Here is an 11,847-nt window from a genome sequence, read left to right on the forward strand (position 1 = left end):
AAGTTCTTCATGTTCAGATTGGCTACTTTGTACGCATAAAGGAAATGGATACCAACCAGAAATATCCGCTGACCCCTTATTTTGTGCGGATATTTCACTGGTAAACAAAAAAAAGACCGCCAAGAGTGGAAGCCTCCTAACAGTCTAAATCTTTTAGTGGTAGCGGGACCCGGGATTGAACCGGGGACCTCATGATTATGAATCATGCGCTCTAACCAGCTGAGCTATCCCGCCATCATTTCTCGTTTGCGGGTGCAAAGATATAGCTTTTATTTAATGTGCCAAAATAATTGCAGTTTTTTTTTGCTGTTTTCTACATGGTTTTTTCATTTCAATCCTTGCGCCAGTTCTTCAAATGCGCAATTCCGTGCCTGAAGGAGTACGTAACCGTTGTCCGTGGACAGTCGGGCGGGGAGATTTCGCTATAGATAATATATGGGGATGGGAAATTGTTCCGCATGGAATCGGGCGGTTGTAGGCAGGATTGGTTGTTTGGCTTTATTTTAACCCGTTGGCGGAATTGATTCACTGGTCTGCTTTTGGTTTTTTGTTTAATGCATTGATTGTTAGTTGTTTAATAATGGGCTGACAGACGCTTGTGTTCAACGTGACAAACACTTGTGTTCAAGCTGACAGACACAAGTGTTTGAGACGACAGATGCAAGTGTCTGTCAAACCGGGAAATATAGGGGAAATTGCAGGAGGGATTTCTTTGCTGATTTAATTCCGCCAACAGGTTATAATTTTAATGAATAACTTTCTGTAATTAGAAAAAAGTCTTTATCTTGGCAGGCATAATAGAAGCAGAATTAGATATGGAACGAGAAAAAATACACCTGGAATACCTTTTGAACGCGACTTCTAAGACTATTCTGTGGACGGCGATAAGCACTCCCACGGGCTTGGAAGGCTGGTTTGCCGACAGGATCCAGTCGGATGATGAGATTGTGGCCTTCTTTTGGGGGAAGACGGAAGAGCGCGATGCGAAAATCATAGCGATACGTGCTTATTCGTTTATTCGTTTCCACTGGTTGGATGATGAAAACGAACACGGCTACTTTGAACTGAAAATGACGAATAATGAGCTGACGAATGATTTCGTGTTGGAAATAACGGACTTTGCCAATGCGGGCGAAGCGGATGATTTGCGTGAATTGTGGGATTCGCAAGTAGATACATTGCGAAGAACGTGCGGTTTTTAGTTAACTTTCGATTAAAAATTTCCCGTACTCCCTTTTTTGTACTATTTTTGTGCACTCATTGCATGAAACAAGTAAGATGCTGCGCATAAAAAAGTTAGATATATTTGTCCTGAAGAGCTTCTGCCTGCTTTTTATGGGTACTTTCTTCATCTGCCTCTTTATCTTTATGATGCAGTTCTTGTGGAAGTACGTGGACGAAATGGTGGGCAAAGGATTGGAGATGACTGTCTTGCTACAGTTCTTCTTCTATTCGGCGCTGACCCTGGTGCCGATATCGTTGCCGCTGGCTGTCCTGCTGGCCGCCCTGATTACGTTTGGAAACTTTGGTGAACGTTTCGAGTTGCTCGCCATGAAGGCGGCGGGCATTTCGTTGATGAAAATCATGCGTCCGCTGATTGTCTTTATTGCCTTTATCAGTTGTGTCTCTTTCTATTTTCAGAATGTCATAGGGCCTAAGGCGCAGACCAAGCTATGGACTTTGCTGTTCTCCATGAAGCAGAAGTCGCCCGAAGTGGATATCCCCGAGGGGGTGTTCTACGACGAGATAGACGGCTACAACCTCTATGTGAAGCACAAGAACCGCAAGACCGGTGTGCTGTATGACGTGCTGATTTATAATTTTGAGAAAGGGTTTGAGAACGCGCAGATTATCAAGGCCGATTCGGGAAAACTGGAGATGACGGCAGACAAGCAGCACTTATATCTACATCTGTATAGCGGCGAGCAGTTCGAGAACCTGAAATCGCAGAGCATGAACCAGCGGAATGTGCCTTACCGCCGCGAAACGTTCCGTGAGAAACATGCCATTATCGAGTTCGACTCCGATTTCAGCATGGCGGATGAGGGCATTATGAGCAGCCGGTCCAACGGCAAGAACATGGCGATGTTGCAGGCGGGCATCGACTCGATGCAGGTTTATAACGATAGTGTGGGACACGCCTATTATATGGAGGCGATGAGAGGACCCTATAAGATTGCGTCCGGCCTGACTAAAACAGATACGCTGAAGATTGCGGAGGCGCATATAGGCGGGTATGATGTGGATAGCCTCTTCGACGCATCTACGTTGTTGCAAAAGCAGAAAATCATATCTGTCGCCGTGAGCCGTGCTGAAAGCGCGGGAAGCGATTGGAGCTTCAAGAGTTTCAATATCTTGCAGACGGAACGCAATCTTCGCCTTCACAAGACATCCTGGCATGAGAAGCTGACCCTCTCGATGGCGTGCCTGATTTTCTTCTTCATCGGTGCGCCGCTTGGTGGCATTATCCGCAAGGGCGGATTGGGAATGCCGGTAGTGGTTTCCGTGCTGATATTCATCATTTACTACATCATCAACAATACAGGCTACAAGATGGCGCGTGACGGCAAGTGGATTGTATGGATGGGCATGTGGACCAGTACGGCCATTCTGGCACCGCTGGGCGCTTTCCTGACTTATAAGTCCAACAACGATTCCGTGGTGCTGAATGCCGACGCCTATATCAGTTGGTTTAAGAAGGTGGCGGGCATCCGCAGTGTGCGCCATTTGTTCCGTAAGGAGGTCATCATCCATGACCCCGACTACGTGCGCATTCCCGGCGAGTTGCGGGCATTGTCGGCGGATTGCCGCGAGTATGCCGAAAGGAAGGCGCTGAGACATGCTCCCAATTACTTCAAACTCTGGCTGGCCGATGCGCAGGATGAGGCGGTGGAGCATATCAACGAGCGCATGGAAAGCCTGATTGAGGAGATGGCGAATACACGGTCGCACGTGTTGCTTACTGCGCTGAACGCATATCCGGTCATCCCCGTGCATGCGCATCTGCGTCCGTTCCGCCGTTATGAGCTGAATGTGCTTTGCGGAATCGTTTTCCCCGTGGGCCTGTTCTTCTACTTTCGCATTTGGGCGTTTCGCATCCGTCTGAATAAGGACATGGAGCGGATTGTCAAGACGAACGAGGAGGTGATTGGTATTATCGAAAGAGAAAAAAACAAATAAAAAGGAATAGAGATTATGGAAAATGTAAAGTTGGATACAATAGAAGAAGCTATTGAAGAATTCAAGGCGGGCAATTTCGTGATTGTGGTGGATGATGAGGACCGCGAGAACGAGGGTGATTTGATAATCGCTGCCGAAAAGATTACCCCGGAGAAGGTTAACTTTATGTTGAAGCATGCGCGGGGCGTGCTTTGTGCGCCGATTACCGTTTCGCGCTGCAAGGAACTGGACTTGCCGCATCAAGTATTGGACAATACTTCGGTGTTGGGCACTCCTTTTACCGTAACCATCGATAAGCTGGAAGGTTGCACTACCGGTGTGTCTGCGGCCGACCGTGCGGCTACCATCCGAGCATTGGCCGACCCTGCCTCCACGCCTGCTACCTTCGGCCGCCCCGGACATATCAATCCGTTGTATGCGCAGGAGAAAGGCGTGTTGCGCCGTGCCGGACATACGGAAGCGGTCATCGATATGGCACGTCTGTCAGGACTATATCCGGCAGGTGCGCTGATGGAGATTATGAGCGATGACGGTACGATGGCGCGTCTGCCCGAGTTGCGCAAGATGGCGGATGAATACAACTTGAAGCTGATTTCCATCCGTGACCTGATAGCCTACCGCCTGCGTCAGGAATCCATTGTGGAGAAAGGTGTGGAAGTGGATATGCCCACTCAGTACGGTCATTTCCGCATGATACCTTTCCGCCAGAAATTGAACGGGCTGGAACACATGGTCTTGTTCAAGGGCGAGTGGAAAGAGGATGAACCGATTCTGGTGCGTGTGCATTCCTCTTGTGCGACAGGGGACATCTTCGGCTCCATGCGTTGCGATTGCGGGGAACAGCTTCATAAGTCAATGGAGATGATAGAGAAAGCGGGCAAAGGTGTTATCGTCTATCTGAATCAGGAAGGACGCGGCATCGGCCTGATGGAAAAGATGAAAGCCTACAAGTTGCAGGAAGACGGCATGGACACTGTGGACGCGAACCTTTGTCTGGGACATCTGGCGGATGAGCGTGACTATGGAGTAGGGGCGCAGATTCTCCGTGAGATTGGTGTACACAAGATGCGTCTGATGACTAACAATCCGGTGAAGCGTGTCGGTCTGGAGGCATACGGCCTGGAGATTACGGAGAACGTGCCCATCGAATCTGTGCCGAATCCGTACAATGAACGCTACCTCCGCACGAAGAAAGAACGTATGGGACATACGTTGCATTTCAATAAGTAACTCCTTAATAAATAAAGAATTGTAGAACCACTATCAAAAATAGAAACAAAATGAACCAGTTATCAGATCGTTTGAATAGTTTGTCGCCTTCTGCGACACTGGCTATGTCTCAAAAGAGCGCAGAGCTGAAGGCTCAAGGCGTGGATGTAATCAATCTGAGTGTGGGAGAACCCGATTTCAATACTCCCGAACACATCAAAGAGGCTGCGAAAAAGGCGATAGATGATAATTTCTCTCGCTATTCTCCGGTTCCGGGCTATCCGGCTTTGCGTAATGCGATTGTAGAAAAATTGAAAAAGGAAAACGGTCTGGAATATACCGCCGCACAAATCTCTTGTGCCAATGGTGCCAAGCAGTCGGTTTGCAATACTATTCTGGTGTTGGTGAATCCGGGTGACGAGGTGATTGTTCCCGCTCCTTATTGGGTGAGCTATCCCGAAATGGTGAAGCTGGCGGAAGGAACACCGGTGATTGTGCCTGCCGGCATTGAGCAAGACTTCAAGATTACACCTGCCCAGCTGGAGGCTGCCATTACTCCTAAGACGAAGGCGCTGATTCTTTGCTCTCCCTCCAACCCGACGGGCTCTGTTTACAGCAAGGAAGAGCTGGCGGGGCTGGTTGCCGTATTGGCAAAGCATCCGCAGGTGATGGTGATTGCTGATGAGATTTATGAGCATATCAACTACATAGGCAAGCATCAAAGTATTGCGCAGTTCCCCGAAATGAAGGAACGCACGGTGATTGTGAACGGTGTGTCCAAGGCGTATGCCATGACCGGCTGGCGTATCGGTTTTATTGCCGGGCCGGAATGGATTGTAAAGGCTTGCAACAAGCTGCAAGGCCAATATACTTCGGGACCCTGTTCGGTGTCTCAAAAGGCTGCCGAGGCTGCTTATACCGGCACGCAGGTTCCGGTGGAAGAGATGCGTCAGGCCTTTGAACGTCGTCGCAATCTGATTGTGAAGCTGGCAAAGGAGGTTCCCGGTTTTGAGGTGAACGTACCGGAAGGTGCTTTCTATCTGTTTCCGAAGTGCGACTCCTTCTTTGGCAAATCGGCCGGCGAACGCAAGGTCACCAATTCGGACGAGTTGGCCATGTACTTGTTGGAAGAAGCGCATGTGGCCTGTGTGGGGGGAACCTCGTTCGGAGCACCCGAATGTATCCGCATGAGTTATGCCACCAGTGATGAGAACATTGTCGAGGCCATCCGCAGGATAAAGGAAGCGTTGGCGAAATTGGCCTGACTCCCTTTGGACGATTCGATCTGATTATAAATAATAAAGGCCCGGTTTCATGGAAACCGAGCCTTTTTTTCTAAATGGGGATTTATTATTCTCCCGGATGAATTGCTTCAGAAGGACAAACATCTGCGCAAGTACCGCATTCAGTACAAGCTTCAGGGTCGATAGAATACTTATCACCTTCAGAAATAGCGCCTACCGGACACTCGTCAATGCAAGTGCCGCAAGCAATACAATCGTCACTAATTACGTAAGCCATTTTCTTTAAATTTTAAATTGTTATTAGTACTAATTTGTCCGGCAAAAATAGCGGTTTTCTTTATTAGTTGCTATCAATATTGATTAAAAAACTTATAATTTGTATCTTGTCTAAATAAGTAGTCGGTTTTTTGCTTGGAAGAAACTGTGGAATAGGTGAAGATAATCTTTGCTGGCGTTTCTTCTTTCGCAGTTCCCGTTTGATAGGTTCTTCCGAACTACTATTATTTATTATCAGATTTTTAGGCTGTTTTTATGGAAAAGGAGCCTGTCTGTTTCTCTCCTGTTTAGAATGGTAGGATGAAAGTGGGCGGAACAGTTGGATGCCTCCGAATCCGGACTAATATAGTTCTAGACCAAAGACCTCTTGCAGTTGAAGCAATGCACTGTTCTTTTGCGCCATCATCTGGAACTTTTCGACGCGGCTGAAGGCACGCACGTTTTCAGTCGTTGCGCTGACGCGGACGGTCATGATGACTTTCCGATTCTTCAGGCGGGTACGCAGATAGTCTTGCAGCGCCGGAATCATGCCGGTGAATTCTTTGGCTACGATTTCGTTGTCCACTACGACTTCGAAAGTGGAGTCGCTTATCAGGGCGACGCGCATGTTCTGCATTCGTTTGGCGATGGCGATTTGCTCTTTAGGCATTCGTCCCGCATATTCTTGCCAATAGTAGTTCAGGTCTCTTTCGTTGAAGATGTAGTCTTCTTCGATGGGGGCGGCAGGGCGAGGAGTTGCAACGTTGGCGGTCTTCTTCGCTTCTTCGGGGCGCGGCCGTTTGATGGATACGCCTAACCCGGCCTGCTTTACGACCGGAATTTTCTTCTCCTCCCTTCCTTGTGCCATCAGCACAGCTGTAGGGGTGGTGTGTGGAGGGGTGCTGTTCGAGGCATTGGCAGGCTGTGGAGCCTTGTTGGTTTGCTGGACAGGTTGTCCGGCTGCCGGGCTTGTCGGAGCTTGCTGTTTGGGCGTAGCGGGGGCTGCCTGTGGCTGCTGTGCGGCGGCAGGCTTTGTGAAAAGGGGTTTTAAAGCTTGTTTAGGGCCACGCCCATGGCTGCTGTCGTCCTCCTCGGCGGCGGTGAGTTGGGCAACCTGTATCAAGGTCAGTTCCACCATCAATCGCTTGTTTTTGCTGCTCCGGTAGTTCAGGTCGCAATCGTTGCAGAGCTTCATGGCGCGGTAGAGGAAGGGGAGCGGGCATTTCTGCGCTTGCGTCTGATAGCGTTCGCGGATGCTGGCACCCACTTCGAGCAGTGGCAATGTCACAGGGTCTTTGCTTACCAGCAAATCGCGCAGGTGCGACGAGAGTCCGGTGATGAAATGGCTGCCGTCGAAGCCTTTGTTCAGCACGTCGTTCAGTAGCAGCAAGGCATCGCTGACCTTGTTTTCCAGAAAGAAGTCCGTCAGCTTGAAGTAGTATTCATAATCCAGTACGTTCAGGTTCTCGATGACGCTCCGGTAGGTGATGTTTCCTCCGGTGAAACTTACTACCTGGTCGAAGATGGACAGGGCGTCGCGCATGCCGCCGTCGGCTTTCAAGGCGATGACGTTCAGGGCTTCCGGCTCGGCGGTGATGCCCTCTTTGGAAGCGACGTAGGCCAGATGTGCCACAGTGTCTTCCACACCCATCCGGCTGAAGTCGTATATCTGGCAGCGCGAAAGGATGGTTGGCAATATCTTGTGCTTCTCGGTCGTGGCGAGGATGAAGATGGCGTGGCGTGGCGGTTCTTCCAATGTCTTCAGGAAGGCGTTGAAGGCCGAGGCGGAGAGCATGTGCACCTCGTCGATGATATATACCTTATATTTGCCGATTTGCGGCGGGATGCGCACTTGCTCCACCAGTTGGCGGATGTCATCGACGGAGTTGTTGGAGGCGGCATCCAGTTCGTGGATGTTATATGAACGTTGTTCGTTGAAGGCGGTGCACGATTCGCACTGGTTGCATGCCTCTCCGTCTGCCGTGGGACTCATGCAGTTGATGGTTTTGGCGAAGATGCGTGCGCAAGTCGTTTTCCCCACTCCCCGCGGACCGCAGAACAGGTAGGCGTGCGCCAGTTTCCCGGTGGCGATGGCATTCTTCAGGGTGGTGGTCAGGGCACGTTGTCCTACTACGGACTCAAAGGTCGAGGGACGGTATTTCCGTGCGGATACGATATAGTTTTCCATATTGGGGGTTCCTTTGCTTTTTGTGCAAATGTACATAAAAAAAAGAGAACTTTCGGTTATTCCTCTTATCTTTGTGGCCGGAAGTCATGGCTTTTTATGAAAAGGCCGTGTGCTGAAGTTGAACGGGAGGCAGTTGCAGCCGTAATTTGTAAATCGCTAAACAATAGAATCGGGATGGGCAGACTTATTACTCTTTGGACATTTATCCGCAAGCATAAGTATCAAATCACGCTTGGGGTATTTATTGTACTCATCGGTTTTTTGGATGAGAACAGCATTGTGCGCCGTGTGGGCTATGCCCGGGAAGAAAGTCTTCTGCGTGAAGAGATTGAGAAATATCGCAAGGAGTATGAAGAGAATACCGAACGTCTCAATGAGCTTGCCGTCGATTCCGGTGCCATCGAGCGGATTGCCCGTGAGAAGTATTTGATGAAGAAGCCCAATGAGGACATTTACGTATTTGAAGAAGATATAAAAGAATGAAACAGTTGATACCCGCCCTTTTTGTAGTAGGAGCCGTGATGCTGCTGGTCGGTGCGGCCGTGTATATCACGGGGTGGCCCCTCTCCCCGTATGTATATACCGTCGGTGCCACGATGGTGGCTCTGGCTCAAATCAATTCTCCCTCCCGATGCAAGGCTCCTGCCGTCAGGCGGTTGCGCCGGCAACAGATGTTCGGTGCGGTTTTGCTGGTGCTTGCCGGTGCATGTATGTTCTTCACGCACGGCAATGAATGGATTGTCACCTTGACGATAGCCGCCGTTCTGGAACTTTATACTTCGGTGCGCATTCCGCAGGAGGAGGCGAAAGAGCAGGAGCGCTGAACGGCGTAGATGTGCATTCGATGAAGCATTCGTTTTCATCCCCTGACTTCGGTTTATTACCTGAAATTTACCCCTATTAATACCGGTGTTGACAGACACTTGCGTCTGAGCTGACAGACACTTGTGTTCAAGACGACAGACACAAGTGTTTGAGACGACAGACACAAGTGTCTGTCAACGTGGTGTATATTGCCTAAAATGTGATTTTCTTTTGCGTTGAAAATCAGTCTGTTGTTGTTTTGCCTGTCCGGTTGAATCCGCGTGTGGTCCGATGATGCCGATGCGCTTTCTAATTGTCCAGCTTCAATAGGCAGGAGGTTTCCGGCAGGTTTGCTGCGGCAACGGTCAGGGTCGCTTCGCCTGCCTCGCCGGTGCTTTGCAGCAGGATTTGGGCAAGGCCGTTGAACGCCTTCACCCGATAGGTGCGTGCATCGGCATCCGTCGGGCGTTCCGTAGCCTGGTAAGCGGGATCGCCATTGCCCACGCCGAGAATGCGAACCGGACCGGAGACGGTAATTGTCAGTTCGTCGCAGGCAGTAGGCACAAAGCGTTTCTTCTTGTCCTGTAGTTCTACGCGGAAGACGGCGACATCCCGGTTGTCGGCTTGAATCCGGGAGCGGTCTGCCGTGAGCAGGATGCGGGCGGGGGCACCGGCGGTCTCTACGGTTCTGGTCAGCAGCCGTTTCCCGTTCTTATAGCCCACTGCCTTTACCGCGCCGGGCTGATAGACGGCTTTCCAGGACAGATGGCCGTTCTTCGGCATCGGTTTGCGCTCCAGCCGCTTGCCATTCACGGTCAGTTCCACCTCGTCGCAGTTGCTATATACCCAGATGTCTGTCTCTTCGCCTTCGTGCCCTTGCAGGTTCCAGTGGGGCAGGATGTGGAGTACAGGGACATCCGTCCACCAGGATTTCAGATACCAGGCTTCGTCCTTGGGGAAGCCGCAATAGTCCAGAATGCCGAACTGCGAGCCTGTGGCCGGAAACTTCATGGGGTTGGGTTCGCCACGGTAGTCGAAGCCCGTCCAATAGAAAAGGCCGGAAAGGTAGGGACGTTCGTCGTAGAACTTCCAGCCCCGTTCGATGCAGTTTAGCAGGCTGTCCGGTCCGTTCGGCTTGCGGTTGTGCGCCACCATGTATCCCCGTTCGTGGTGGTCGAAATAGATGCCGCGCGTTCCGCAACCGGAAGTCTCTTCCGAACCGATGGCACGGCGGTCGGGATAGTCCTTGCGGTGTTGCTCCACGGGATTTTGGAGGATGTAGTTATATCCCGCCACGTCTGCGGGAATCAGGATGGCAGGGCCGCTGCTCGAAGCCACGGTCATCGGGCGGGTAGGGTCGAAGCGGTGGCAATAGTCGCGCATGGTGGCGGCGATGCGTGTGCCGCTCTCCTTCCACTCGATGCCCCACTCTTCGTTGCCTACGCTCCACAGGATGATGCAGGGGTGGTTGCGGTCGCGGTCTATCATGCGCTTCAGCAGGCGGATGTGCTCTTCGTTGACACCCGTCAGGCGGTTTTCCTCTATCACCAGAATGCCGAGGCTGTCGCAGGCATGCAGCATTTCGGGGGTCATCGGATTGTGAGAAGAGCGGTAGGCGTTGCAGCCGAAGGCTTTCAACTGCTTGAGGCGATATGTCTGCAAGGCATCCGGTAGGCCTGTACCTACACCGGGATGGTCTTGGTGCATGTTCACGCCTTTCAGTTTCAGCGGTTTCCCGTTGAGGAAGAAACCGTTGTCGGCATCGAATCGGATGTGGCGTATGCCTATCGGAGTGGTCACGACGTCCACCTGCTTGTCGCCCTGTTGTACGCTTGTCTCCATCCGGTAGAGGTAGGGGCTTTCTGTGCTCCAGAGGTGTGGGCGCGCCACCTTGGCATGTACCTTTACGCTGCGCGATTCCCGGGGGAGCAGTTCTGCCGGTTCCGACTCGCCCACTGCCTGCACCTGTCCTTCGGCATCCAGCAACCGGCACAGCACTTTGCCGGAGAGCGGTTCGCGGCCTGTGTTCTCCATCCGCACCTCGGTCTCCAGCAACGCCTCTTCGAAAGGCGCTTCCAGCAGGGCAGAGACAGATACGCCGAACGGTGCCACGTGCAACGGTGCCGTCTTGTTCAGCCATACATGGCGGTAAATCCCGGCTCCTTCGTAGAACCATCCCTCTTCAAGGGTGGCATCGGCACGGACACATATCAGGTTCGTTTCTCCGTAGTTCAGGTACTCTGTGATGTCATAGAGTTGTGTGGCATATCCGCTTGGTTCGTGTCCTAAGTAGAAACCGTTTACCCAGATGCGTGCGTCACGGAAGATGCCATCGAATTGCAGATACAGATGTTTGCCCAGATCTTCTTGCGGGACAGTGAACGTTTTCCGGTACCAGCCCACACTGGTTTCGGGATATAGATGGCCTACGGTCTTATAGCCGTGGCTGTGGCTCGCCTCTCCGGCGTAGGGCAAATCGACCACCCAGTCGTGCGGGAGGTTCACCGTCTTCCACGTTACTCCCCACTTGGCGGCATCGAACTTCGGAGAATAGGGACCTTCGTTGTGGATGGAGGCGGCTTTCGTCAGGTAGTTGAAGTACTCCGTTCCGCAACCGAAGTCTTTCTCCGGTGAGGAGGCGTTGCCGAAAGCGAACTGCCAACCGTCATCCAGCAGGATGCGCTCGCGGACGGACTGTGCGGAAAGGGTAGAGGTGGCTCCCAGAAGAAGCAAAAATACGAATAGGTGTTTCAATCGTTCCATAAGATATGATAAGTTCAAAGGGATTATTGCCGAAATGCGACATCGCAAAGATAGGGCGAAAAGAGCCGCCAATGGTGATACTTTTATATCTTTTTCTGATATTCTATGTGCCCAAAAGTAAAAAACAGGCTTGCAGACAAGGGCGTTAGTGGAAAAGTTGCTTAATTTTGGAGCGTGCTAATCATCAACTACTCAAAAAAGCAA

General features: G+C 51.2%; 9 protein-coding genes and 1 tRNA gene. 6 read left to right on the top strand and 4 right to left on the bottom strand.

Going from position 1 to position 11,847, the window contains the following annotated elements; all coding sequences use genetic code 11:
* Positions 1–157 precede the first annotated feature (157 nt).
* A tRNA-Met gene (locus K2G43_RS06010) sits at positions 158–234 on the bottom strand.
* A gap of 581 nt (positions 235–815) precedes the next feature.
* On the opposite strand from K2G43_RS06010, the gene K2G43_RS06015 reads away from it, so the two are divergent.
* From K2G43_RS06015 to K2G43_RS06030, 4 genes are all read left to right on the top strand, one after another.
* A complete protein-coding gene (locus tag K2G43_RS06015) occupies positions 816–1,202 on the top strand; it encodes an START-like domain-containing protein (protein ID WP_300153509.1) in 387 nt (128 codons plus the stop codon).
* A gap of 76 nt (positions 1,203–1,278) precedes the next feature.
* Positions 1,279–3,180: an LptF/LptG family permease gene (locus tag K2G43_RS06020; protein ID WP_297641853.1), complete on the top strand. Its 1,902-nt coding sequence runs from the start codon at positions 1,279–1,281 to the stop codon at positions 3,178–3,180.
* A 15-nt stretch (positions 3,181–3,195) separates the two neighbouring features.
* On the top strand, positions 3,196–4,410 hold the full coding sequence (locus K2G43_RS06025; RefSeq protein WP_300153511.1) for a bifunctional 3,4-dihydroxy-2-butanone-4-phosphate synthase/GTP cyclohydrolase II: 1,215 nt from the start codon (positions 3,196–3,198) through the stop codon (positions 4,408–4,410).
* A gap of 50 nt (positions 4,411–4,460) precedes the next feature.
* On the top strand, positions 4,461–5,654 hold the full coding sequence (locus tag K2G43_RS06030) for a pyridoxal phosphate-dependent aminotransferase (RefSeq protein ID WP_297641849.1): 1,194 nt from the start codon (positions 4,461–4,463) through the stop codon (positions 5,652–5,654).
* 85 nt (positions 5,655–5,739) lie between these two features.
* Here the strand turns inward: K2G43_RS06030 and K2G43_RS06035 are convergent, their stop codons facing one another.
* Together K2G43_RS06035 and K2G43_RS06040 are read right to left on the bottom strand one after the other, a co-directional pair.
* Positions 5,740–5,910 carry a 4Fe-4S binding protein gene (locus K2G43_RS06035; protein WP_297641848.1) on the bottom strand — a complete coding sequence of 57 codons (171 nt, stop codon included), beginning with the start codon at positions 5,908–5,910 and terminating at the stop codon, positions 5,740–5,742.
* Positions 5,911–6,249: 339 nt separating this feature from the next.
* Positions 6,250–8,076 carry a DNA polymerase III subunit gamma/tau gene (locus K2G43_RS06040; protein ID WP_297641846.1) on the bottom strand — a complete coding sequence of 609 codons (1,827 nt, stop codon included), beginning with the start codon at positions 8,074–8,076 and terminating at the stop codon, positions 6,250–6,252.
* A gap of 174 nt (positions 8,077–8,250) precedes the next feature.
* On the opposite strand from K2G43_RS06040, the gene K2G43_RS06045 reads away from it, so the two are divergent.
* Together K2G43_RS06045 and K2G43_RS06050 are read left to right on the top strand one after the other, a co-directional pair.
* Positions 8,251–8,559: a septum formation initiator family protein gene (locus K2G43_RS06045; protein ID WP_297641844.1), complete on the top strand. Its 309-nt coding sequence runs from the start codon at positions 8,251–8,253 to the stop codon at positions 8,557–8,559.
* On the top strand, positions 8,556–8,900 hold the full coding sequence (locus K2G43_RS06050) for a hypothetical protein (RefSeq protein ID WP_297641842.1): 345 nt from the start codon (positions 8,556–8,558) through the stop codon (positions 8,898–8,900). Before K2G43_RS06045 ends, K2G43_RS06050 begins: the two co-directional genes overlap by 4 nt.
* A 289-nt stretch (positions 8,901–9,189) precedes the next feature.
* On the opposite strand, the gene galA is transcribed toward K2G43_RS06050, so the two are convergent.
* Positions 9,190–11,634 (bottom strand): beta-galactosidase GalA, encoded by a 2,445-nt coding sequence (galA, locus tag K2G43_RS06055; protein WP_366524984.1) that lies wholly within the window; start codon positions 11,632–11,634, stop codon positions 9,190–9,192.
* Between the last annotated feature and the right edge of the window lie 213 nt (positions 11,635–11,847).

The organism is Bacteroides sp. (genome assembly GCF_029057325.1).
Lineage (GTDB): Bacteria > Bacteroidota > Bacteroidia > Bacteroidales > Bacteroidaceae > Bacteroides.